Here is a 23,006-nt window from a genome sequence, read left to right as displayed (position 1 = left end):
GGCAGAAGAATGACGGATATACAATTGCAGCCGACACAGAAGCAGCTGCAGGGGACCATGTCTGTCCCTGGCGATAAATCAATATCCCACCGGTCTGTTATATTTTCAGGATTAGCGGAGGGAACCTCTCATATTACCAATTTTCTAACGGGAGAGGACTGCCTTCGGACTGTCGAAGCTTTTCGAGAAATGGGTGTCAGAATTGATCAGCAGGATGACCGTCTGACGGTATATGGAAGAGGAATTCAAGGCCTCAAGGAGCCATCTTCGCCATTGAATTTCGGTAACTCCGGCACAACCGCAAGATTGATGAGCGGGATTTTAGCAGGGCTTCCTTTATTCACGACAGCGTTTGGGGATGCGTCCTTATCCAAGCGGCCGATGGACCGTGTCGTCGTCCCATTAAAGCAGATGGGAGCGGATATCACCGGCAGGGATGAGAATCGTCTGCTTCCCCTAGCGTTCAGAGGCCGTAAATTGGAAGGGACCGTGCATGAGCTCACCGTTAGAAGCGCGCAGGTGAAGTCAGCGCTCCTTCTTGCAGGCATGCTGGCGGACGGGGAGACCAAAGTGGTCGAACTCGGACAGACAAGAAATCATACAGAAATGCTCCTTCCTGAATTCGGCGTGAACCTTAACGTAGAGGGCGCTGCCATTACCATCGAGGGCGGTCAGCAGCCACAGGCATCAGATATAAAAATTCCCGGGGACATTTCATCAGCCGCATTTTTCATTGTCGCTGCTTCCATCGTTCCCGGCAGTGATCTCATTATTAAAGATGTAGGGTTGAACGCTACACGGGACGGTATTATTCAGGCGATGAAAAAAATGGGGGCGGATATTGAAACGGATATCCATACCTATATCGGGCGCGAGCCGGTCGGGGACGTCCGGGTCAGAAGCTCCCGTCTCAAGGCTCTACAGCTCGATGGTGAGCTGATTCCGAATCTTATTGACGAAATCCCGATTATTGCGCTTGCTGCGACACAAGCTGAAGGAACAACTGTTATTAAGGATGCGGAAGAACTGAAATTCAAGGAAACCGATCGTATTGAAGCGGTCGTGACCACTCTTACAAAGCTCGGCGCAGAAGTAGAGGCCACAGAGGACGGAATGGTCATTCATGGAGGGGCTTCTTTAACAGGAGGAAGTGTCCACTCTTATGGTGATCACAGAATAGGTATGATGGGTGCTGTCGCTTCTCTTATCAGTGCAGAGCCGGTCACGATTCAGGACAAGGACTGCATCAATATTTCCTATCCTTCCTTTTTCGAACATTTAAATGAAGTACTCCGTTAAAATAACTTCATAGTTTCATTGAAGCTCTCATACGATATAAAAAGCCTGCCTGGTGGATGTAATCGTAGAGAGCTTCTTTGTATGAAACGAAAGAGAAGATGATCCAGGGATGTGGTCTCAGGCAGGATCACCACGAGGAAAGGGATGGGGTGTACAGGATTTGATGGTTATGGAAGCGCATTCGGCCTGGTGGGATTATATTACGGCGGTTTATGACTGAAAAGAGGGACCTGCATTTTCGGTTTGAACACCTAGTGAATAGCTTACGCAGCAGATATCTGGAATATGACCACATCATGAAGCTGTCTGTTGTACATAAACAGACATCCGCACCCTGACATCTATTCTTCTTTTCATCTTATCCGTTCCTGAATGGTAACCTTGGACAAAATTCGTCAGCGGAATGGAATATCGTCGAACGACTAATCAGAAATGTGGTCTTCACTGGATGGACATTATGGTATGATTAATCTGAAAGACGTGGTTTTCCGATGGAGAGCCGGAACGTTTGAAGAGAAGGATATTTTCAGATATCATAGTGCTGTTCCAATATACAAAAATACGAGCGGACGGATGGAAAACCCCATCCGATCTAAATAAAGTGAAGAATCACATGTATGTGCTTTACGTGGAAAGGATGTCATCATGGAGGAAATACAAAAAGCCATTCGTCAAATGGAAGCCCATAAGACGGAAGATGCAATACACACACTGACAACATATCTGCCAGAGGCGGATGAAGAGGAGCGTTTTACCATTGCAGAACTGTACATGCAGTGGGGAATGCTGGAAGAAGCGAAAATGGTGCTTCACGAACTGATTCAACGCTATCCGAAAGAGCAGGAATTGAAAGTGATGATGGCAGAAATTCACATCGATCTAGATGAAGATGATGAAGCAATCGAACTGCTGAACCAATTCGGACCTGAAGACGAAGACTATCTTCAGGCGCTGGTACAGCTTGCTGACCTGTATCAGGCCCAGGGGCTGTATGAAGTAGCCGAACAAAAACTTCTGGCTGCTAAAAACGTGGAGCCGAACTCAGCCATTATTGATTTTGCTCTTGGTGAACTCGCGTTTTCAAATGGAGAGTACTCCAAGTGTATCCCGTATTATGAAAATGCTATGTACCATCAGCCTGTGATTGGTGATATAGAAGTGGCCACACGACTGGCTGAAGCCTATGCAGCCAATGGGGAATTTGAGCAGGCGCTGGAATTCTTCCAAAAGGTGGAAGAGGACAATCCGGATGTTCTCTTCCGTTATGGATTTGTGGCTTTCCAGGCAAACCGTAATGATATCGCGATTCACGTCTGGGAGGAGCTGATTGAGAAGGATCCTTACTTCCAATCGGTTTATCCGCACCTGGCTCAGGCTTATGAGTCCGAAGGGATGCCTCAGGAAGCCCTTGATATGGCTCAAAAAGGCCTTGCTAAAGACGAATTCAACAAGGAACTTTACCACCTGGCCGGCAGTCTTTCCCACCGTCAGGGAAAAAAGGAAGAAGGTTACCGTCTCATGCGGGAAGCGGTCGCCCTTGATCCCGGTTATAAAGAAGCTGTTCTGTTTCTGATTGAAAACTATAAATCCGATGAGGACTATGATCAGATCATCGATTTAATTCAAGAACTGATCTCCTTAGGTGAGGAAGATCCGCATTATCTATGGGAGCTGGCCCTGGCCCTGGAAGAGGAAGAGCGATTCAAGGAAGCCTATGAACAATACAGCCAGGCTTATCTTTCCCTTAAGGAAGACACCGACTTTCTCAAATCCTACGGATACTTCCTCATTGAGGACGGCCGTAGGGAAGAAGGGGTACGTGTATTCAAGGAATACCTTGCCATCGACCCTGCTGATACAGAGATCGAGGATTTCGTTAAGCGTCTGAATGAGGAATAAATGGAAAACTAAAGCGCAGGAGGGGCGCATATGCAGACACCAATTTCTGTGGATGAGAAAAAAGATTTTGTCCGCTGGTTTTTGAATCACTTTCAGTTGAAAAAGAGGGAAAGTGTCTGGATTCTTAACTATTTAATGAATCATGAATCTCTTTTATCCAGTGTTCATTTCGTCCAGGAAGTGAAGTTTTGTCCCCGTGGTATGGAAATTAGTGCGCAGGGAGTTTCCGATCCCCCTTTCCGGTTTTATAAAGGTCAGGTGATGACCAACGATGCGGAAAAATCCTTTCATGATCTTCGTATGAATCAGGGGGAGCCGGTTTATATTCAGATGAACTTCGAGAATGCCCAGCAATGTTCCAAATATGCGCTTGTTCTTGAGGAAAATCCATATCTTCCCAAAGATTATTATTTAAACGACCGTGATAAGAATGAAGCAGACCGGCTGTTGAAAATCAGCCTCCTCCAGCACCGGAGAAAGCAGATTGAAGAACAGATTGATGAATCCCTGATCAATGGGGAACGGACGGTTTTTACCGAGTTGTGCGGCCGGCTTGAAAAAGTGAAAGAGGAACTGAGTGCGTTTTATTAAAAATAAAGTCAGGAGCATCCTATGATGTTCGCTGACTTTATTTTTTATTTTTATGTAGTAAAATATAGAAAAACGTACATAACAAAGGCAGGGGATACTTATGAAATGGACGAAAGCAGATATGACCCAGTACTTACCGGAAAAACAATATGTGGACACGTTAATGATTCCACTGATACCATTTGACCCCGCCGGGGATCAGCAGATGGCCGGGCAGGCTTTCCAACGGGAGCTGAATCAGGTGTTTACGAACCTGATTGAAAAAGAATACAGAGGCAGAATCTTTCTTTCCCCTGACTATGCCTATTTAAAGGGTGGATACGAAAAGGAGAAAGAAAGATTAAATGAGTGGATTCAGCGTTTCAGGAAACAGCCGTTTGAACACGTTTTCCTATTTACGTTCGACAGCGGCTGGAAGAAACATGAGGATGATCTGGCCGGTCGTTTAATCTGGGTGCCAGGGATGTCCAGCGGCAGCATGAAATCGACAGAAACACAGGCATTTGTGAAGGAACAGGCCCGCGGCATCAGTGAACTTATCCAGGCCTATTGGTGACTGGATAAAACTTCCGACAAGGTTTGATATTTTATTGACCAGGCTATAAGATTGCGCTATCATGGTAATGTCCTAGTTAAACCATGTGTGATCGATCCATGCTGCATGGATTACAGCATAGAGGGGGGAAAAGTATGAGCGATAAAAAGAGGGTGTCCCGACGTCAGTTTCTGAACTACACGCTCACTGGTGTAGGCGGTTTCATGGCTGCCGGTATGCTTGCTCCGATGGTTCGGTTCGCAATCGATCCCGTTTTGAAATCCAAAGAAGGCGGAGATTTGAAATCGGTTGCTTCTGTCGATGAGATCACAAAAGAGCCGCAGCGCTTCGAGTGGACCATCGATCAGGTGGACGGCTGGTACGAATCTGAAGTACAGAAAACAGCCTGGGTATACAAGGATGACAATGATGAAATCGTTGCCCTGTCACCGATCTGCACCCATTTAGGCTGCACAGTGGACTGGGGTTCCAATGATGAGTACCCGAATGAGTTCTACTGTCCGTGTCACGGGGGCCGTTATACAAAAGACGGCGATAACGTTCCGGGCACACCGCCGACCGCACCATTACCTGTTTTTGAGCACGAAACCAAAGAAGGTATGCTTTATTTAGGTGAAGCAAAAGACAGAGGGGGGGCATAACACATGCTTCAGAGAATTTACGACTGGGTGGACGAGCGTGTCGATGTAACCCCGTTATGGCGTGATATAGCGGATCACGAAGTTCCTGAGCACGTCAACCCGGCGCATCACTTTTCAGCATTTGTTTATTGTTTTGGTGGTCTTACATTCTTCGTAACAGTCATTCAGATTCTGTCCGGAATGTTCCTGACCATGTACTATGTACCAGATATTGAGAACGCATGGAAATCCGTTTATTACTTACAGCGAGAGGTTGCTTACGGTCAAATCGTACGTGGGATGCACCACTGGGGCGCCAGTCTCGTCATTGTGATGTTATTCTTACATACACTGCGGGTATTCTTCCAAGGCGCTTATAAAAAACCGCGTGAATTGAACTGGGTGATTGGGGTCCTATTGTTCTTTGTCATGCTTGGTCTTGGTTTTACAGGATATCTGCTTCCATGGGATAACAAAGCTTATTTCGCTACTCAGGTAGGTCTTGAGATTGCAGCGGCAACACCGTTTATCGGAGATCAAATCCGTACACTGCTTGCCGGTGACCCATCGATTGTTGGTGCTCAAACGCTTACACGTTTCTTTGCTATCCACGTATTTTTCCTTCCGGCTGCATTGTTCGGATTAATGGCCTTCCACTTTGTCCTAATCCGTAAACAAGGTATTTCCGGACCACTATAAAATAGCAAAAGAAGGAGGGAAAGCTGTGCATAGGGGAAAAGGGATGAAGTTCGTCGGTGATTCAAGGGTCACTGCCGAACAAAAAGCCAATTTACCAAAAGACTATTCAGAATATCCAGGCCGCACGGAAGCGTTCTGGCCCAACTTCCTGTTGAAAGAGTGGCTGGTAGGATCGGTCTTTCTGATCGGGTTTTTAATACTTACCGCTGCCCACCCGTCACCGCTGGAGCAGCAGGCGGATCCAAACAACGCGAGTTACATTCCGCTGCCGGACTGGTACTTCCTGTTCTTGTATCAATTCCTTAAATATCAATTTGCCGGCGGAGATTATATTGTTCTGGGAGCAATTGTTATGCCGGGGCTTGCCTTCGGTGCACTTCTGCTTGCACCGTTCCTGGACCGGGGGCCGGAACGACGTCCTCACAAGCGTCCAATTGCTGTAGGTCTGATGCTTCTTGGCTTCGCAGCCACCTTTTGGCTTACGTATGAGTCCGTCACACATGCAGATTACGAAATGCGTGCGGAGAAATATGGCGTGAACGTGGAAGCGGTTGAATCAACCATTGATAAATCAGCTCCAGGTTATGCCGTTTATGAAGCCAACTGTCTAAGCTGTCACGGCGACGCCCTTCAAGGTCAGGGGAGTTATCCAGCATTAATTGATGCAGAGCTGACTGTTGACCAAGTGAAAGATATTGCCGTGAATGGTAAAGGCGCCATGCCGGCAGGAATCTTTAACGGAACAGATGAGGAACTTCAGCAGCTTGCTGAGTTTGTTGTCGGCGCCGGCAGTGGAGAAGGAGGCTCATCTGAAGCGGAAGGATCTTCAGAGGGAGAAGGCTCATCTGAAGGAGAAGGATCTTCGGAAGAAGAAAGCTCCTCCGAAGGAGAAGGCTCGTCTGATGAAGAGGGATCTTCCGGGGAAGAAGGTTCATCTGAAGGAGAAGAATCTTCCGATGAAGAAAGTTCTTCTGAAGGAGAGAATGGTGATGATTCAGAAGAAGAGAACGGGTCTTCTGAAGAATGAACAAAATAGATTGATGAATGCCGCGCTGAAATATGCGCGGTTTCTTTTGTTACAGGAGGAAGGTTCGCATGAAACAGATGTTGACATATATTTTGACGCACCGGCTTTTTTTAATCGTATTATTTTTTGTTAATCTCGGAGGAACCATTTACGGGTACCTGTGGTATGAACCGCAGTTGGAGGTGACAGAACCGATCTTCCTCCTGTTTGTTCCTGACAGCCCCACAGCCAGCTTGTTTTTTACAATCTTTCTTGGTTTTTATCTATTTGGAAGGAATGTCCCATATATAGAAGCCCTCGCGCTCATAACTCTGCTTAAATACGGTGTATGGGCGGTGGTGATGAATGGTCTTACCTTTATGGAATATGGCGCTCTGCCATGGACCGGTTATATGCTTATTTTTTCTCATAGTGCCATGGCTGTTCAAGGGATTCTGTATGCACCCTTTTATGCGATGCGGACCAGGCATATTCTTTTTGCTGCTGTATGGACTCTTCATAATGATGTCATTGACTATGTCTTTGAACAGATGCCTGTCTACCCGGCTATTATGGAGCATATGAAGGAAATCGGCTATTTCACCTTCTGGCTGAGTCTGTTCTGTATAGGCGCAGCCTATTACCTTATGAAAAAGATACAGAACGTCTAAATGTGGATCCCTTTTCATAACATGTAACTAACCGGGATAATGAGAGGGGAGAAGTGAAATGGGACAGGTGTGTAAAGTTGTGTTCATATCCCTGATATTCACGCTCATGCCGCTGAGCCTGCATGGTGGGTGGGGTGAGGGAGCCCAGGAGCAGTGGGAACGATTTTACAGCCAGTACAGGTCACTTCTACATGACGGAAAAACTGAGGCAGCAGAGAGGCTCCTGCATAGCAGATGGCCGGATATGGAAACATATATGAGCGGGGTGTCGGAAGAGGACCGGGCCGTCTGGGAGGATTTGAACATGTACCAAGATGGAGACCGGCCGTCGGAAGCGGCTCTCCTTTTCTTTGAAGTGATCACAGCACCAGACAGAGAGACAGCAGTGGAACAAAAATTAGCAGCTTTTCGTGAGGGGTTGTCTAGTACTCCGGCGGAGCAGGTTCTTCTGGACTGGGAAGACCTTGAGCCCGTCGTGATGCACGTGTATGACTCTGTTGACACCAAGCAGCTCCGGGAGGCACTTGAACAGCATCATCTTCAACCGACGACCGACACGGCTGCCTCTGCATCCGCAATGGTCGATGCGTTTGTCCAAGGCACCGATGAAGGAGTGTCCTTGACGGGTATGGCTGCAGGGGTGGGAGGATTTATCCTTGCTGTTCTTTTTTATGTAGGGGTGAGGAAGCATCCTTCCCGTTCAAAAATTAGACACACAATAAAAGAACATAATAGTTGATTTTCCACAGGGATTTGACTAAAATTGACCTAAGAACCATTCTTATGGAGGAATGACAAATGAGTTTTATCATTTACTTTGCTTTGATTTTAATTATCCCTTTGTGGGCTCAGTCTAAAGTGAAGTCTACGTACAAAAAATATTCACAAGTCCCTACTTCATCGTCCATGTCAGGTGCTGAAGTAGCACGAAAAATTCTTAATGACAACGGCCTCTTTAATGTAGCTGTGGAAGAAGTCCGCGGCCATTTGACAGACCATTACGATCCGCGCTCCAAAGTGATTCGTCTTTCTTCAGACATTTATCACGGACGCTCCACAGCTGGTGCAGCAGTGGCAGCACACGAAGTGGGGCACGCCATACAGGATGCTCAGGATTATGCTTTCCTTCGTTTCCGAAGCGCCCTCGTCCCGGTAGCAAGCTTTGGTTCCAATATCTCCATTTTTCTATTGATTGGTGGTATGCTGCTTCAGATGACAGGCCTTGTCTTAGTCGGGATTGTCTTCTTCGCAGCGGCCGTGCTGTTCCAGCTGGTTACACTGCCTGTAGAATTCGATGCTTCCAACCGTGCCATGGCACAGCTGGTGTCGACCGGCGTTATCCGGAACGATGAAGAACGGAAAACGAAAAAGGTCCTCAATGCTGCGGCAATGACATATGTGGCAGGTGCACTCGTTGCCCTTGCCGAACTTCTCCGCTTCGTATTCATGTTCATTGGGATGAACGAAGAGTAAAAGACAGGAAAAAGACCTCCGGCAGCGGAGGTCTTTTTTTGTTTTCCAGGATGGTCTTAGTCAATGGGGTTTTTGTTTTCATCCAATGTAAACCCCTCACCCATCACATCATGGACGTGACTGACGGCTACAAACGCATGAGGGTCAATTTGTTCGATAATGGTCTTCAGCCGTACAATTTCGTTTTTTGCAATTACACAATAGAGAACATCCCGTTTGGAACCGGAAAACGACCCACGGCCGTCAAGTACGGTCACACCACGATCCATCTCCTGCATAACTTTTTGTGAGATTTCTTCGCTCTTTTCCGATATGATTGTCGTCCCACGGGCAGCGTAGGCACCTTCCTGGATGAAATCAATCACCTTCGCACCGACAAAAACAGCGACAAGCGTATACATTCCCCGGACATGTTCCAGATAAGTAATGGCAGAAATGAAAATCACGAGAGCATCAAAAACGAACATCGCCCGGCCCATGCTCCAGCCGAGGTATTTGTTGATGAGCCTGGCGATGATGTCCACACCGCCGGTTGTTCCGCCGTAGCGGAATATGATTCCTAAACCGACGCCGATAAATACCCCGGCAAACAGCGAAGCCAGTGTAAGGTCATCCGAAAGGTCGATGGTAATCATAAATCGCTGGGACAGGGCGATGAATACAGAAACCGCGACAATTCCAATCAAGGAGTACAAAAATGTGGTACGTCCTAAAATACGCCATCCGATAAAAAGGACGGGAATGTTCAAAACAATGTTCATCACAGCAGGATCCCAGTTGAATAAATACAGCAGTAAAAGGGTGATCCCTGTAAAGCCGCCTTCACCGAGTTCATTCTGGATATTGAAATGAACGATCCCGAACGAAAACACAGCGGACCCCAGTATGATCAGGGTTATATTTTTTAAACGCAGTCCGAAAATTTTCATATGTCCACCTCCAAGGTCATCTGCACGATTATCATTATAGTTGTTTGTCGAATGAGCGGCAATATGAACAGGCAGGAGAAGGTGGAATAAACGGAAAATTTGTCAAATGAGCTCCTTTTGGCTAACATTTAGAGAGAATCCGTGAAGGAAAAGAGGGATCTATAATGGAATATACAACACAGGACATACAAAAACGTGTCGATAACTACATATCACAATTTAAAGAAGGGTATTTCTCACCTCTCAGCCTTCAGGCAAGGCTTACAGAAGAAGTTGGAGAAATGGCAAGGGAAGTCAATCACCGGTATGGGGAGAAACCTAAGAAAAAGACAGAGAAGGATAAAGCATTGGAAGAGGAGCTTGGCGATGTAATCTTTGTGCTGACTTGTTTCGCGAACTCTCTTGATATCGACCTGTCTGAGGCATTTGAGCAGTCCATGAGCAAAATTGAAACACGGGACAAAGACCGTTGGACCAAAAAGGAGGAAAAGTAATGGAAACGATTAAGGTGATTGTAGCAGGACCTCGTGGTAAAATGGGCAGTGAAGCCTTGAATATGATACAACGGGAGCAGCACCTGAGCCTGGCCGCATGTATTGACAGGGAAAATGACGGCATCAATGTCAAGGATATCCACGGACTCCCTGACTTGGACGCTTTGATCTACACGGATGCTGAAGCCTGCCTGAATGAGGTGGAGGCGGACGTACTGATCGATCTTACGACACCGGATAACGGGTATATCCATACAAAGCTTGCGCTGAACAATGGGGTGCGTCCGGTGGTCGGCACAACTGGGTTTACACAGGAGCAGCTTCAGGAATTGACCAGTCTTGCCGAAGAAAAACAGCTGGGTACCGTCATTGCTCCGAACTTCGCCATCGGCGCCGTTTTAATGATGCAGTTTTCCAAATGGGCCGCCAAGCATTTTCCTGATGTCGAAATCATTGAAAAACATCATGACCAGAAGCTTGATGCCCCATCAGGGACAGCGGTGAAAACGGCGGAATTGATTAAGGAAGTCCGCAATCCTCATCATCAGGGCCACAAGGATGAAAAAGAAACTCTGCCGGGCGCCCGTGGTGCTGATGAAGAGGGGATGAGAATTCATAGTATGCGTCTTCCGGGGCTCGTCGCTCACCAGGAAGTCGTCTTCGGTGGACTTGGGGAAACACTCACAATCAAGCATGATTCCATTCACAGGGAATCCTTCATGAGCGGCGTAAAGCTTGCTGTTGAAAAAGCTGTTGAACTGGATACGCTGGTTTATGGATTAGAGCATCTACTCGATTAAAAGGGGAGATTGACCATGAATATTGCTTTAATTGCCCATGATAAAAAGAAAGAAGATATCATTCAGTTTACAAAAAAGCATGCCGGTGTTTTTTCGAAGCATGAACTTTTCGCAACGGGTACTACAGGCATGCGGATTGCGGATGAAACGGGATTGGACGTCACACGTTTCCAATCCGGTCCGCTCGGCGGGGATCAGCAGATTGGAGCGAGAATTGCAGACGAACAAATGCAGATGGTCATTTTTTTCAGAGACCCGCTTACCGCCCAGCCTCATGAACCGGACATCAGTGCTCTTCTGCGCCTTTGTGATGTCCACCAGATTCCAGTTGCAACGAACCTGGCAGGCGCAGAGATTATGGTAAGAGCTCTCGATCATGACGATATTGAATGGAACAGCATCATAGAAGAGAACAGAAAACAGGAGTGAACGTAGTATGGCTAAAATAGGAATCACCTGCTACCCGACTGTCGGGGGATCAGGTGTCATCGCAACAGAACTGGGAAAGCTGCTGGCTGAAAATGGACATGAAATACATTTTGTGGCCTCACAGGTACCTTTCCGGCTGAACCGGGTGTATCCGAATATTTATTACCACGAGGTGGAGGTCAGCAGCTATCCTGTGTTTCAACATCCACCCTATGATTTGGCATTAGCAGCAAAAATGGCGGATGTCATCAACCGTGAAGAACTGGATATTCTTCATGTGCACTATGCGATGCCGCATGCGGTCTGTGCTATTTTAGCCAAGCAGATGTGTAACCGTGATGTGAAAATCATAACGACCCTTCATGGGACGGATATTACTGTTCTGGGGATCGATACGAGCCTCCAGGAAATGATCAAATTCGGTATTGAGCAGTCTGACCGTGTGACCGCTGTATCCCATAGTCTCGTGGAACAGACGCAGGAAATGCTACATACAGATCGTTCCATTGATGTCATTTACAATTTCGTGGATGAACGTGAATATTACCGGAAGTCGAACCAGCACTTGAAGGACCATTACGGCATCAAGGATGAGGACGCTGTCCTGATCCACATCTCCAATTTCAGGAAGGTGAAGCGGGTGCCTGATGTGATCCAGACCTTTGCTAAAGTCCGGTCGGAAAGACCTGCAAAGCTCCTTCTCGTCGGTGACGGTCCGGAGTATTCCGCCTGTTATCAGCTTGTACAGGACCTCGGATTGGATGAGGATGTATTATTCCTTGGGAAGCAGGAAAATGTCAGTGATCTGCTTTCTATTGCTGATCTTAAGCTTCTCTTGTCCGAAAAAGAGAGCTTTGGGCTGGTTCTTCTTGAGGCGATGGCCTGCGGTGTTCCGTCCATCGGCACCAATATCGGAGGGATACCGGAAGTTATTGATCACGGTGAAACGGGTTATATAGCTGAACTGGGGAATATTGAACAGACGGCATATTTCGCCAATAGAATCCTGGCTGACAAGGACCATCATCACCAAATGTCTGAACGGGCGAAAACCGTTGTGCAGGATAAATTTGCCACAGCAACCATTTTGAATGAATATGAAGAATTGTATCGGCAGGTGCTCGCTGATGAAGCATGACCCTCTTTTTGAACAGGCCTTTGAGGTGATGCAGAGAATTGAGGAAGCCGGTGGAGAAGCATATATAGCCGGTGGTGCTGTTAGGGATCATGTAAGTGGTAGAGCGGTTGGTGACATAGATATCGCTTCATCTCTGCCTCCTTCGAAAATCCAGGAAATCTTTGAAAAGGTCATTCCTGTAGGTATCGAGCACGGCACGGTCATCGTCAGACACCGGTCCACCTCCTATGAGGTGACGACATTCCGTACAGAATCCGGATATGAGGACTACAGGCATCCGGATGAGGTGACCTTTGTCTCTGATATTCGAACAGATCTTGCCCGGCGGGACTTTACGATGAATGCAATGGCTATGGACCGACACGGCAGGATCATTGATCCTTTTGATGGTAGGAAGGCGATAAAGCATAAACAGATCAGGGCTGTCGGCAATCCTTACGACCGATTTCAGGAAGACCCTTTACGAATGATGAGGGCCGTCCGTTTTTCGAGCCAGCTTTGTTTTGAAGTGACAGGCACCACAAAAGAGGCGCTTGTAAAGCAGGCTTCACTACTCGCGAACATCTCAATGGAACGAGTTGCAGAAGAGACAAGAAAAACCTTCGCTGGTCAAGGCATAAAGAATGCATTGGGGCTTCTTGATGAAACCGGTCTGTTTCATCAGCTTCCTTTCCTTGAAGATATGGGCCTCCAGAAAAATCCTCCGCTCAGTCCTTTGAAATCGTGGCCCGAGATCGCTATCTTCCTCTGTCTTCAGGATTCTTCTTTTTCTGTATCTGCTTTTCTTAAAACGTGGAAACGATCGAATCAGGAAAAAAGAGAGACGGATCAACTGAAGGAAGCCATGAACCTTTATACGGATGCAGATGATGTGACCTCATGGCTGGCCTACTGTCTTCCGGAATCATTGTACAGTTCATTTGACCGTGTGACGGAAGCGGCAGGAATGGACCGTGGCATAAAAGAACGCCTGTTGGATCGGAAGCATCACCTGCCAATATGCGATAGGAAAGACCTTGAGTTTGAGTCGGTGGACTTGATTGCCTTGCACCCGGATAAAAGGAAAGGCCCCTGGATATCAGAAACGATGAAGGCCGTGGAGCGCCGTGTAGTCGAAGGGGTGCTGGAGAACGATTATGAAAAAATAAAGGAGTGGGTCATCACATGGAATCCACCCGGAAACATTTGATTGAATTATTGACGAAGCAGGAAGGTCATATATCCGGCCAGCAGTTATCTGAACAGCTGAATATATCAAGGACTGCTGTATGGAAGCATATGAATGAATTGAAAAAAGACGGCTATGAAATCGAAGCGGTTCAACGGAAAGGGTATAAAATCCACGGGTTCCCGGACAAGATCAGCGAAAACACATTACAGTGGGGTCTTGAAACCCGGTGGATGGGACACCAGTTGTATCATTATGATCAGGTGGAGTCCACCCAGGAAATTGTCCATCAGATGGCCAAGCAGGGGAAACCACATGGAACCGTTGTGGTCGCCGATGAACAGGTCGGAGGGAAAGGACGGATGGCCCGGAGCTGGGACTCACCGAAAGGGAAAGGGATTTGGATGAGCTTTCTGCTCAAGCCGGATCTGCCACCCGTGGAAGCACCGCAGTTGACCCTTCTTGCGGCTACGGTCATTGCTAAAATGATTGATGAGCGCTCCGATCTTGAGCCACAGATCAAGTGGCCGAACGATGTGTTGATCCATCACAAAAAGGTGTCGGGGATTCTTACAGAAATGCAGGCGGAACAGGATACGATCCAGTACATAGTGCTTGGCATCGGCATGAACGTCAACCAGGAGGAGGAAGACATCCCTTCTGACATCCGTTATAAAGCCTCTTCCTTTAAAATCGAATCCGGCCTTGATTGGAACATACAAAAAACGATCCAGCATTTTCTTACATTGTTTGAATCCTCCTACGACCAGTTCATCCGTGATGGTTTTCAATCGGTCAAGGAAGACTGGGAGAAGTATGGATATAAGATCGGGGAAAACGTCACGATTTCGACGATGAAAGAGACGTGGGAAGCGACTCTTCTGGGAATCGAACCGGATGGAGCTCTGCGCGCCAGGAGAAAGACAGGGGAAGAAGAGAAATTATATTCAGCGGAAATTCATTGGGGAGAAGGTGGATATCTTGCTTAACAAACAGCAGTTCCTTCAAATGAAACACGATCAAGAAAAAATAACGATGGTGACAAGCTACGATTATCCTTCTGCGAAACTAGTGGAAGCGGCGGGGGCTGATATGATTTTAGTCGGAGACAGTCTTGGTATGACCGTCCTCGGTTATGAATCCACGATTCCTGTGACCGTCGAGGATATGATCCATCACGGAAAAGCGGTCAGCCGCGGGGCAGGCCAAACCTTCAAAGTTGTAGACATGCCGTTCATGTCCTATCACATTTCCACAGCCGATACACTCAGCAATGCGAAAAAGCTTTACCAGGAAACGGGCGCACAGGCTTTGAAACTGGAAGGAAGCGGAGAAGTCTCTGAAACCATGGCTAAGCTTGTCAAAGCCGGCATTCCGGTTGTCGGACACATCGGACTGACGCCGCAGTCGGTCAATGTGCTCGGTGGTTACAAAGTGCAGGGAAAAGACAAGGAAACCGCTGCGCGTTTATTGGATGAGGCATTGGAAATCGAGAGGGCCGGGGCGATGATGCTCGTTCTCGAATGTGTACCTCGTCAGCTGGCCTCCTTAATAACCGAAAAACTGAATATCCCTACCATCGGTATTGGAGCGGGAGCCGACTGTGACGGGCAGGTTCTCGTCTATCATGATATTCTCAACTATGGAGTGGGGCGTCTTCCTAAATTTGTCAAGTCCTACACCGATGGAAATCAAGCTTTTGGTGACGGGATTTCCCGCTATGTACAAGAGGTTAAAAACGGGGAATTTCCTGAGGAAAAACATACGTTTACAATGAATATGTCGGGTCTTCCAAAGGAGTAAGTGATTGGGAATGAAAGTATTAGGTAACATTAGAGATGTACAGCAGCATGTGAAACAGGTGAAAAAGGAAGGACGCACCGTGGGATTTGTTCCAACGATGGGTTACCTTCATGAAGGACATCTGAAGTTGATCGAGACCGCCCGGAGCGAAAATGACATAGTCATCCTCAGCATCTTCGTCAATCCACTGCAGTTTGGAGCTGGAGAAGATCTGGATACATATCCCCGCGATGAAGAGCGGGACAGAAACCTAGCTGAAGAACACGGCGTGGATGTTTTATTTTTACCAACCACAGCCATGATGTATCCGGAGCCCATGTCAATTCAGCTGTCTGTCACGAAAAGGACGGACGTGCTGTGTGGGAAAAGCCGGCCCGGACACTTTGACGGGGTGGCCGCTGTTTTGACTAAATTATTCAACATCGTCATGCCTGATCAAGCTTATTTCGGGATGAAGGATGCTCAGCAGGTGGCAGTGGTTGATGCGCTGATCAACGACTTCAATTATGATATCCAACTCGTCCCTGTAGCTACAGTGCGTGAGGAAGACGGCCTTGCCAAAAGCAGTCGTAACGTCCACCTCACAGCGGGGGAAAGAGATGAGGCCCCGGCGATTCAGGAATCCCTGCAGGCAGGAAGGCAGATGGTGGAGGATGGGGAGAGGAGCCCCGCCCGAATCATAGAATCGGTTACAAAGTTTCTCGAAAGCAGAACTCGTGGTAGAATAGACTATATTGAATTACTATCTTATCCTGAATTGACATCTGTGGACGTCATAGACAGGCCTGTTATTCTGGCCGCTGCCGTTTTTTATGAAAAGGCCCGGCTGATTGATAATGTGGTTTTTGACCGGAATGGAAAGATAACAACAGGGTGAGGCACAGGGAGGAAACAAGATGTTTCGAACGATGATGAAATCAAAAATTCATCGCGCCCGTGTTACGGAAGCGAATTTAAACTATGTGGGAAGCATTACGATTGATCATGATATTCTGGATCAGGCGGAGATTCTTCCCCACGAAAAAGTCCAGGTTGTCAACAATAATAATGGTGCACGGCTGGAGACCTATGTGATAGCCGGAGAAAGAGGCAGTGGCGTTGTCTGCCTGAACGGAGCAGCCGCCCGTCTCGTGCAGCCCGGTGATATCGTAATCATCGTAGCTTATGCCGTGCTTAGTGAGGAAGAGCTTGGGGAATTCCGTCCAAAAATTGCTCTCATGAATGAACGGAATCAGGTCGTGGAAATGATAGAGGAAGAGCCGCCTTTATCAACGCTTCCACTTTATTGAAAGCTTAAAGCATAAGAAGAGGATCTGTGCCTGTCCGTGAAGGCAGGGTCCTTCCTTTTTGTGGTGAAAGTAGGGGTAACATGACAACATTTGCAATCGTAGATTTAGAAACAACAGGAAACGCATCACCAAAAGGAGACCGGATCATTGAAATTGGAATCGTTCTAATGAATGAAGCAGGTTCCGTGATTCGTGAATTCTCTTCTTTGATCTATCCGGAAAGAGACATTCCACCTTTTATTACGTCTCTGACCGGGATTGATGAAGAGGATGTCATGGATGCGCCATTGTTTTCAGAAATTGCTGGAGACATTCATCCATTATTCAAAGATGCTTATATCGTGGCGCATAACATTGAATTTGATCTTGGTTTCCTGAATGATGAATTGCAGAGATGCGGATTTCCACGCTTACATAATCCCATCATTGATACAGTAGAACTGGCCAGGATCATGCTGCCGACTTCTTCTGCTTTTAAGCTCGGACATCTGGCTGAAAAGCTGGACATGGGCCATGACCGCCCACATCGAGCGCTGTCAGATGCCCAGGTGACTGCCGACTTGCTGCAGTATCTGCTGAAACAGATGCAGGCCCTTCCGGAAAGGACACTATCCCAGCTTCTGAAAATCGAGGGGAAGCTGAAGAGTGACTTGAGGTCCTTTATCGAGTCTGCGGTAGAGGAAGCGAGGTATCGGACCCAAAAAGACACCGATATCGAAATTTTGTACGGTATAGCTGTCCGGAGCCGCCGGCCGGATGAAGTGCGTTCCGCTTCTTCTCCAATCTTTCCACCATTTGAGCAGTGGAATAAAGAGGTATATGAAGGGGAGAACGGTCTGAAATCAATGGTTCCGGAATATGAAATCCGGAAGGGACAGCAGGAAATGACCTCCCATGTCCACAAGGCTCTGGAAGAGAACCGTCACGCTGTGATCGAAGCAGGGGCCGGTACCGGGAAGTCCGCCGCCTACCTTCTTCCTGCGGTCTATCATGCGGTGAAAAATGACGAGCGTATTTTAATAACGACACATACCAACAGTCTGCAGAAACAGCTTCTTGAAGAAGAAATTCCGAAAATTGAACGGATGTTTCCAAGACCAATCCGTGCCGTTTTATACAAAGGTAAAGGTCATTACATCAGTTTGATTCACTTTCAATATGAGCTTGAGCGCAGCTATCAGGATAATTATGATACAGCTCTGACGAAAGCCATGCTTCTCGTCTGGCTCACTAAAACGCGAACCGGTGATATTGATGAAGTTCAGCTTCCTTCGAACGGCCGTCAATTCTGGCATAAGGTTTCAGCCGAGCAGTCCTCCAAAACGGAACAGCTCGGGTATACAGATGATTCCTTTTTCCAATGGGCGTTGAGAAGAGCGGAAGAGGCTGATATCATCATTACCAACCATGCTCTGTTCTGTCTTGATATCATCAAAGAAGAAACATCCCTGCCTTCCTATGATCGTGCCGTTGTGGATGAGGCCCATCACCTGGAAGCCGTAGCAGGAAGGTATTTCGGCCTGCGGATGAACTACAGGGATCTCCAGAGGTATTTAACGCAGACGACGGAACTTGCCCAGAAAAGTCTGTATAAGGGATGGCCTGTCCCGCAGTCCTTTTACAGCCACCTGAATAAACTCCAAAAGGCCGTTGATGAAGCTAAGGAAGAACTCAGCCAGTTTTCCAGGTACATTTACCAGCATGTGAAAAAACAAAGGAATTCAAGCAGAGGCAGAAGTGATGTGGGGCGGACACAGATGACTCTGGAAAAAGAACGGTCTGCCTCGTTCATGCAGAGTGCGAAGGAAATGTCGAACCGCTTTTTGTCTGCTGTGTTTGTCATAACCGAGCAGATGACGTCCATGCAGAATGAACTGCAGATCCTTCTTACATTAAAAGAAGACCACGGCATTCCTATCCTTCTTTCGAGAATCCATACACAAAAGGATGTCTGTCTGGATATCCGGGATCAGTTGATCGACTATTTCGATAGTCAGGATGAAGAGAGTGTCCGCTGGATTGAAATTGAAGGGGAAGGGGCGGCCAATTCGATTTATTTGTATAGTGAGCCATTGAACACTCCCGGCATTTTGAAGGAACGGTTGTTCAATCAGAAGAAGAGCGTCGTACTGACCAGTGCCACGCTTACAACTGGAGATTCCTTCAAATACATCCGTGAATCGCTGGGTCTTGGGGATGAACCAGGTGTCATCGAGACATCGATTCCTTCTCCATATCCTTTCCGCGAACAGGTGCAGCTGTTGGTCCCGGATGACTTCCCTGATATTAAAAACGATCCCGATACATTTATCGAAGCTTTGAGTGAAGCGATTTATTCGACAGCACATGTCACAAACGGACGGATGATGGTGCTTTTCACCTCCTATGATATGCTCCGCCGGACATATAGTCTCTTAAAGGAATTCATAGATCCTGAAGAATTTATGATTTTCGCACAAGGGATTTCGAGCGGAAGCAGAGACCGTTTGAAAAAGAATTTCCAGGCATTCGATCAGGCCATCCTTCTCGGGACCAGTTCTTTTTGGGAAGGTGTAGATATTCCAGGGGATGATTTGTCTTGTCTCATGATGGTCCGGCTGCCCTTTGCACCCCCGGATCAGCCTGTGCAGAAGTCGATCGATCAACGGCTAAAACAGGAAGGGAAAAATGCGTTTATGGAAAAGTCCCTTCCACAGGCGATTATCCGATTTAAACAGGGGTTCGGGCGGCTGATTAGAAGCAGCAGTGACCGAGGCGTTGTCATCGTGTGTGATCAGCGTCTGATGGAAGCGAAATATGGGAAGTATTTTCTATCATCCCTTCCTGATATACCGGTCGTTTATGACTCGACAAAAAAACTAATGGACCGGATTGAAAACTGGCTGTAACCGATACCCTGGTGCTTAAAGAGCTGTTATAATTACAATCGGGCACAGGCCTGGTAAAGGGAGGATGACACGATGGAAAACAAAATAGAAACGTTATCTACGGTTAAAATTAAAAAGACAGATGACCTCTATAAAGTGGTAGACACATTGAATCGTACATTGAAAGAAGATAATCTAATGTTTGGAATGGCGCTGGATGATGACGATGCTGAAACCGCAGTCTTCACCATATACCGTACCTAGTTGGGTCAAATGGGGCGGCGGAATTATCGCTGGACTTGTCCTTCTTTCACTTATTTTTTTCATCTGGATGTATACACAAATTAATCAGGACAGAACCGCAGGCCACGAACAGGCCGCAGCCTTTGCCGTCCAGAAAACGAATCTGACGACCGTCGATCAGGTTGAAACGTACAACGGGGAAACAGAAGTGTTCGTCGTAAAAGGGGAAGGGTCAGACGGAGAATCCTCGCTCGTTTTCATCAATGAAGCAGTCGACACGGTTTTGACCGATGTGAATCAAGCTGAAGTTCTCTCAGAAGAACAACTGATCAGCCGGTGGTCCTCGAACTGTCCGGACTGCCGTTTCAAGGATGTCTCCTACGGATACGAAGAGGAACAGCCTGTCTTTGAGCTCGTTTATACTGATGAGCAGGGCAGATATGTACTTGATTATTTTACATTAAGCGGAGACTCCTTTGATCAGAGGTTTGCGTTCCGACAAAACAATTAAGGAGTGAGGTTCATGAAGTTAGCAGAACGTGTACAATCATTAACACCATCTACGACATTAGCGATTACAGCCAAGGCGAAAGCGTTGAAGGCAGAAGGACATGATGTCATCGGACTTGGAGCGGGAGAACCGGACTTCAATACGCCTTCCTATATACTGGACGCCGCTAAAAAAGCGATGGATGATGGATTGACAAAATACACACCAGCGGGTGGAATTCCTGAATTGAAGGTAAGCATCACCGATAAATTGAAGCGCGATCAGGCGCTGACGTATTCCAACGAACAAATCATAGTGACAACAGGAGCCAAACACGCCCTGTTTACGCTCTTCCAGGTGATATTGAATCCAGGTGACGAAGTGATCGTTCCTGCCCCTTACTGGGTGAGCTATCCGGAACAAATCAAACTGGCTCAAGGTAATCCGGTGATTGTTCCAGCAGAAGAAGCCAATCACTTTAAATTGACACCGGAGCAGTTGAAAGCGGCCATTACAGATCAAACCAAAGCGGTGATTATCAATTCACCGAGCAATCCGACAGGTATGATGTATTCTGAAGAGGAACTGAAAGCTCTGGGAGACATCTGTCTTGAACACGGACTGTTAATCGTTTCGGATGAAATTTATGAGAAATTGATTTATACCGAAGAAAAGCATGTTTCCATTGCGCAGCTATCAGATGAATTATACAATCAGACAGTGATCATCAATGGTGTATCCAAATCCCATTCCATGACAGGATGGAGAATCGGATTCGCTGCTGGTCCAAAAGAAATTATTAAAGGGATGACCAATATGGCTTCCCATTCCACATCAAATCCAACTTCTATTGCCCAGTATGCGGCACTTGCCGCCTATAAAGGCTCAGAAGAAAAAGTAGTGGAAATGAAAAAAGCATTCAAGGAAAGGCTGGACGTTCTTCATGAGCTTCTTCTGGAGATTCCTGGAGTGAAGTGTGCCAAACCTTCCGGGGCCTTCTACTTGTTCCCGAACGTTCAGGAGACCGCTTCCCTATGCGGCTTTTCATCTGTGGACGACATGGTGAAAGCATTATTGGACGAAGAAAAAGTCGCTCTGGTTCCCGGATCCGGCTTTGGAAGTCCTGAGAACGTCAGGCTTTCTTATGCAACTTCCCTGGAGCAGTTGGAGGAAGCAGCCGGACGTATCAAGCGGTTCGTCGAAAAACATCAATCATAAAGCAGTGTTGGAGGTATTAGTGTGAAAACAACGATTTCAGAAGCAGCAAAACATATTGGAGAAGAAGTCACCATTGGTGGCTGGTTGAGTAATAAGCGGTCCAGCGGAAAGATCGCCTTCCTGCAGCTCCGTGATGGTACAGGATTCATGCAGGGGATCGTCGTAAAAGCGGACATCGGCGAAGAAAAGTTTCAGGAGGCCAAAGGGCTTACCCAGGAAACCTCCCTTTATGTGACCGGTGTGATTGCAGAGGATACAAGGTCCCCCCTCGGCTATGAAATGCAGGTGACAGGGTTTGAAGTGATTCAGGAAGCGGTCGACTACCCGATTACGCCAAAGGAACACGGAACAGAATTCCTAATGGATCACCGCCATCTGTGGCTCCGTTCCAAGCGTCAGCATGCGGTTATGAAAGTGCGGAACGAAATTATCCGCGCAACGTATGAGTTTTTCAATACAAACGGATATGTCAAAATTGATCCACCAATCCTGACCGGTTCCTCAGCAGAAGGATCCACGGAATTGTTCCATACGAAGTATTTCGAAGAGGATGCCTATCTTTCTCAAAGTGGACAGCTCTATATGGAAGCGGCAGCCATGGCCTTCGGACGCGTTTTCAGTTTTGGACCAACGTTCCGTGCGGAAAAATCCAAAACCCGTCGTCACTTGATTGAGTTTTGGATGATTGAGCCGGAGATGGCCTTTATGGATCATGAGGACAGCCTGAAAGTCCAGGAACAGTATGTCAGCCATGTGGTCCAGTCAGTATTGGACAACTGCAGAATCGAACTCGATACGCTCGGCCGTGACACAGAAAAACTGGAAAAAATCAAGGCACCGTTCCCTAGAATCAGCTACGATGATGCAGTAACACTGTTGAAGGAAAAAGGCTTTGATGACATTGAGTGGGGAGAAGATTTCGGTGCACCGCATGAAACGGCGATTGCCGAAGCATATGACAAACCGGTGTTCATCACGAATTACCCGGCAGAAATCAAAGCGTTTTACATGAAGCCGGATCCGGAACGTCCGGAAGTAGTATTATGCGCAGACATGATCGCCCCTGAAGGGTATGGAGAAATCATCGGTGGGTCCCAGCGTATTGATGATCTTGAACTGATGAAACAGCGTTATGAAGAACACGGCCTTTCCGGAGATGCCTATAAATGGTACCTTCAGCTTCGTGAGTATGGCAGCGTGCCTCACTCAGGTTTTGGACTGGGGTTAGAACGGACAGTCGCCTGGATCGCAGGTGTCGAGCACGTGCGTGAAACCATTCCATTCCCGCGTCTGCTTAACCGCCTGTATCCATGATAAAATAGAC

The 23,006-nt window shown here is 47.2% G+C and carries 24 protein-coding genes and 1 pseudogene; 24 read left to right on the top strand and 1 reads right to left on the bottom strand.

Annotation, left to right across the window (positions count from 1 at the left end; genetic code table 11):
• Positions 1-9: 9 nt before the first annotated feature.
• The 10 genes and pseudogenes from aroA (at position 10) to QMA39_RS04480 (ending at position 8,814) form a co-directional block, all read left to right on the top strand.
• On the top strand, positions 10-1,299 hold the full coding sequence (gene aroA / locus QMA39_RS04525; RefSeq protein ID WP_206932805.1) for a 3-phosphoshikimate 1-carboxyvinyltransferase: 1,290 nt from the start codon (positions 10-12) through the stop codon (positions 1,297-1,299).
• 645 nt (positions 1,300-1,944) lie between these two features.
• Complete coding sequence (locus QMA39_RS04520; RefSeq protein WP_027954410.1) at positions 1,945-3,198, top strand: tetratricopeptide repeat protein; 1,254 nt, start codon at positions 1,945-1,947, stop codon at positions 3,196-3,198.
• Positions 3,199-3,228: 30 nt separating this feature from the next.
• Entirely contained in the window at positions 3,229-3,789 is a 561-nt protein-coding gene (locus tag QMA39_RS04515; RefSeq protein WP_027954409.1) for a ReoY family proteolytic degradation factor, read from the top strand.
• A gap of 100 nt (positions 3,790-3,889) precedes the next feature.
• Positions 3,890-4,345 carry a YpiF family protein gene (locus QMA39_RS04510; protein ID WP_281658076.1) on the top strand — a complete coding sequence of 152 codons (456 nt, stop codon included), beginning with the start codon at positions 3,890-3,892 and terminating at the stop codon, positions 4,343-4,345.
• 134 nt (positions 4,346-4,479) lie between these two features.
• Positions 4,480-4,986 (top strand): ubiquinol-cytochrome c reductase iron-sulfur subunit, encoded by a 507-nt coding sequence (locus QMA39_RS04505; RefSeq protein WP_027954407.1) that lies wholly within the window; start codon positions 4,480-4,482, stop codon positions 4,984-4,986.
• 3 nt (positions 4,987-4,989) lie between these two features.
• Positions 4,990-5,664, top strand: coding sequence for a menaquinol-cytochrome c reductase cytochrome b subunit (gene qcrB / locus QMA39_RS04500; protein ID WP_027954406.1), 675 nt, complete (start codon positions 4,990-4,992; stop codon positions 5,662-5,664).
• A gap of 25 nt (positions 5,665-5,689) precedes the next feature.
• Positions 5,690-6,448, top strand: a pseudogene (locus QMA39_RS04495) (c-type cytochrome); the annotation flags it as partial.
• A gap of 311 nt (positions 6,449-6,759) precedes the next feature.
• Positions 6,760-7,341 carry a DUF1405 domain-containing protein gene (locus QMA39_RS04490; RefSeq protein ID WP_035531338.1) on the top strand — a complete coding sequence of 194 codons (582 nt, stop codon included), beginning with the start codon at positions 6,760-6,762 and terminating at the stop codon, positions 7,339-7,341.
• A 244-nt stretch (positions 7,342-7,585) separates the two neighbouring features.
• Positions 7,586-8,080, top strand: a complete 495-nt coding sequence (locus QMA39_RS04485; protein ID WP_206932801.1) for a hypothetical protein — start codon at positions 7,586-7,588, stop codon at positions 8,078-8,080.
• Between the two features lie 59 nt (positions 8,081-8,139).
• A complete protein-coding gene (locus tag QMA39_RS04480) occupies positions 8,140-8,814 on the top strand; it encodes a zinc metallopeptidase (RefSeq protein WP_027954403.1) in 675 nt (224 codons plus the stop codon).
• A 56-nt stretch (positions 8,815-8,870) separates the two neighbouring features.
• On the opposite strand, the gene QMA39_RS04475 is transcribed toward QMA39_RS04480, so the two are convergent.
• Complete coding sequence (locus tag QMA39_RS04475) at positions 8,871-9,743, bottom strand: YitT family protein (protein WP_035531335.1); 873 nt, start codon at positions 9,741-9,743, stop codon at positions 8,871-8,873.
• A gap of 164 nt (positions 9,744-9,907) precedes the next feature.
• Here QMA39_RS04475 and QMA39_RS04470 point away from each other — a divergent pair, with 164 nt between their 5' ends.
• The 14 genes from QMA39_RS04470 to asnS all read left to right on the top strand — a co-directional run bounded on the left by QMA39_RS04470 (position 9,908) and on the right by asnS (position 22,996).
• Entirely contained in the window at positions 9,908-10,237 is a 330-nt protein-coding gene (locus QMA39_RS04470) for a nucleotide pyrophosphohydrolase (protein ID WP_281658075.1), read from the top strand.
• Positions 10,237-11,037, top strand: a complete 801-nt coding sequence (dapB, locus tag QMA39_RS04465; protein ID WP_206932800.1) for a 4-hydroxy-tetrahydrodipicolinate reductase — start codon at positions 10,237-10,239, stop codon at positions 11,035-11,037. The genes QMA39_RS04470 and dapB overlap by 1 nt, the downstream gene beginning before the upstream one ends.
• 15 nt (positions 11,038-11,052) lie before the next feature.
• Entirely contained in the window at positions 11,053-11,466 is a 414-nt protein-coding gene (gene mgsA / locus QMA39_RS04460; protein ID WP_027954399.1) for a methylglyoxal synthase, read from the top strand.
• Between the two features lie 7 nt (positions 11,467-11,473).
• Positions 11,474-12,604 (top strand): N-acetyl-alpha-D-glucosaminyl L-malate synthase BshA, encoded by a 1,131-nt coding sequence (bshA, locus tag QMA39_RS04455; protein WP_027954398.1) that lies wholly within the window; start codon positions 11,474-11,476, stop codon positions 12,602-12,604.
• Positions 12,594-13,793 (top strand): CCA tRNA nucleotidyltransferase, encoded by a 1,200-nt coding sequence (locus QMA39_RS04450; protein ID WP_281658074.1) that lies wholly within the window; start codon positions 12,594-12,596, stop codon positions 13,791-13,793. Before bshA ends, QMA39_RS04450 begins: the two co-directional genes overlap by 11 nt.
• On the top strand, positions 13,769-14,761 hold the full coding sequence (locus tag QMA39_RS04445; protein ID WP_206932798.1) for a biotin--[acetyl-CoA-carboxylase] ligase: 993 nt from the start codon (positions 13,769-13,771) through the stop codon (positions 14,759-14,761). The genes QMA39_RS04450 and QMA39_RS04445 overlap by 25 nt, the downstream gene beginning before the upstream one ends.
• Positions 14,754-15,575: a 3-methyl-2-oxobutanoate hydroxymethyltransferase gene (panB, locus tag QMA39_RS04440; RefSeq protein ID WP_027954395.1), complete on the top strand. Its 822-nt coding sequence runs from the start codon at positions 14,754-14,756 to the stop codon at positions 15,573-15,575. Before QMA39_RS04445 ends, panB begins: the two co-directional genes overlap by 8 nt.
• A 10-nt stretch (positions 15,576-15,585) precedes the next feature.
• Positions 15,586-16,452 carry a pantoate--beta-alanine ligase gene (gene panC, locus QMA39_RS04435; RefSeq protein ID WP_206932797.1) on the top strand — a complete coding sequence of 289 codons (867 nt, stop codon included), beginning with the start codon at positions 15,586-15,588 and terminating at the stop codon, positions 16,450-16,452.
• 19 nt (positions 16,453-16,471) lie between these two features.
• Positions 16,472-16,864, top strand: coding sequence for an aspartate 1-decarboxylase (gene panD / locus QMA39_RS04430; RefSeq protein ID WP_281658073.1), 393 nt, complete (start codon positions 16,472-16,474; stop codon positions 16,862-16,864).
• Positions 16,865-16,944: 80 nt separating this feature from the next.
• On the top strand, positions 16,945-19,752 hold the full coding sequence (gene dinG, locus QMA39_RS04425; RefSeq protein WP_281658072.1) for an ATP-dependent DNA helicase DinG: 2,808 nt from the start codon (positions 16,945-16,947) through the stop codon (positions 19,750-19,752).
• Positions 19,753-19,824: 72 nt separating this feature from the next.
• Entirely contained in the window at positions 19,825-19,995 is a 171-nt protein-coding gene (locus tag QMA39_RS04420; RefSeq protein ID WP_084163023.1) for a YpmA family protein, read from the top strand.
• On the top strand, positions 19,958-20,485 hold the full coding sequence (locus tag QMA39_RS04415) for a DUF5590 domain-containing protein (RefSeq protein ID WP_281658071.1): 528 nt from the start codon (positions 19,958-19,960) through the stop codon (positions 20,483-20,485). The genes QMA39_RS04420 and QMA39_RS04415 overlap by 38 nt, the downstream gene beginning before the upstream one ends.
• 12 nt (positions 20,486-20,497) lie before the next feature.
• On the top strand, positions 20,498-21,682 hold the full coding sequence (locus tag QMA39_RS04410; RefSeq protein WP_206932787.1) for a pyridoxal phosphate-dependent aminotransferase: 1,185 nt from the start codon (positions 20,498-20,500) through the stop codon (positions 21,680-21,682).
• Positions 21,683-21,703: 21 nt separating this feature from the next.
• Entirely contained in the window at positions 21,704-22,996 is a 1,293-nt protein-coding gene (gene asnS / locus QMA39_RS04405; RefSeq protein WP_027954389.1) for an asparagine--tRNA ligase, read from the top strand.
• The last annotated feature ends 10 nt before the right edge of the window (positions 22,997-23,006 follow it).

It is taken from the genome of Halobacillus sp. Cin3, from assembly GCF_947311855.1.
GTDB classification, from domain to species: Bacteria; Bacillota; Bacilli; order Bacillales; family Halobacillaceae; genus Halobacillus; species Halobacillus kuroshimensis.
This window is presented reverse-complemented; position numbering and strand designations above follow the sequence as displayed.

Excerpts from the sequence above, each read along its gene's own strand:
- QMA39_RS04420 (WP_084163023.1), top strand. The coding sequence starts at position 19,825 with ATGGAAAACAAAATAGAAACGTTATCTACGGTTAAAATTAAAAAGACA.
- QMA39_RS04520 (WP_027954410.1), top strand. The coding sequence starts at position 1,945 with ATGGAGGAAATACAAAAAGCCATTCGTCAAATGGAAGCCCATAAGACG.
- QMA39_RS04450 (WP_281658074.1), top strand. The coding sequence starts at position 12,594 with ATGAAGCATGACCCTCTTTTTGAACAGGCCTTTGAGGTGATGCAGAGA.
- dapB (WP_206932800.1), top strand. The coding sequence starts at position 10,237 with ATGGAAACGATTAAGGTGATTGTAGCAGGACCTCGTGGTAAAATGGGC.
- QMA39_RS04515 (WP_027954409.1), top strand. The coding sequence starts at position 3,229 with ATGCAGACACCAATTTCTGTGGATGAGAAAAAAGATTTTGTCCGCTGG.
- panC (WP_206932797.1), top strand. The coding sequence starts at position 15,586 with ATGAAAGTATTAGGTAACATTAGAGATGTACAGCAGCATGTGAAACAG.
- bshA (WP_027954398.1), top strand. The coding sequence starts at position 11,474 with ATGGCTAAAATAGGAATCACCTGCTACCCGACTGTCGGGGGATCAGGT.
- QMA39_RS04415 (WP_281658071.1), top strand. The coding sequence starts at position 19,958 with ATGCTGAAACCGCAGTCTTCACCATATACCGTACCTAGTTGGGTCAAA.
- QMA39_RS04470 (WP_281658075.1), top strand. The coding sequence starts at position 9,908 with ATGGAATATACAACACAGGACATACAAAAACGTGTCGATAACTACATA.
- QMA39_RS04510 (WP_281658076.1), top strand. The coding sequence starts at position 3,890 with ATGAAATGGACGAAAGCAGATATGACCCAGTACTTACCGGAAAAACAA.
- QMA39_RS04505 (WP_027954407.1), top strand. The coding sequence starts at position 4,480 with ATGAGCGATAAAAAGAGGGTGTCCCGACGTCAGTTTCTGAACTACACG.
- QMA39_RS04490 (WP_035531338.1), top strand. The coding sequence starts at position 6,760 with ATGAAACAGATGTTGACATATATTTTGACGCACCGGCTTTTTTTAATC.
- QMA39_RS04410 (WP_206932787.1), top strand. The coding sequence starts at position 20,498 with ATGAAGTTAGCAGAACGTGTACAATCATTAACACCATCTACGACATTA.
- QMA39_RS04480 (WP_027954403.1), top strand. The coding sequence starts at position 8,140 with ATGAGTTTTATCATTTACTTTGCTTTGATTTTAATTATCCCTTTGTGG.
- qcrB (WP_027954406.1), top strand. The coding sequence starts at position 4,990 with ATGCTTCAGAGAATTTACGACTGGGTGGACGAGCGTGTCGATGTAACC.
- panD (WP_281658073.1), top strand. The coding sequence starts at position 16,472 with ATGTTTCGAACGATGATGAAATCAAAAATTCATCGCGCCCGTGTTACG.
- QMA39_RS04485 (WP_206932801.1), top strand. The coding sequence starts at position 7,586 with ATGGAAACATATATGAGCGGGGTGTCGGAAGAGGACCGGGCCGTCTGG.
- mgsA (WP_027954399.1), top strand. The coding sequence starts at position 11,053 with ATGAATATTGCTTTAATTGCCCATGATAAAAAGAAAGAAGATATCATT.
- aroA (WP_206932805.1), top strand. The coding sequence starts at position 10 with ATGACGGATATACAATTGCAGCCGACACAGAAGCAGCTGCAGGGGACC.
- dinG (WP_281658072.1), top strand. The coding sequence starts at position 16,945 with ATGACAACATTTGCAATCGTAGATTTAGAAACAACAGGAAACGCATCA.
- QMA39_RS04445 (WP_206932798.1), top strand. The coding sequence starts at position 13,769 with ATGGAATCCACCCGGAAACATTTGATTGAATTATTGACGAAGCAGGAA.
- QMA39_RS04475 (WP_035531335.1), bottom strand. The coding sequence starts at position 9,743 with ATGAAAATTTTCGGACTGCGTTTAAAAAATATAACCCTGATCATACTG.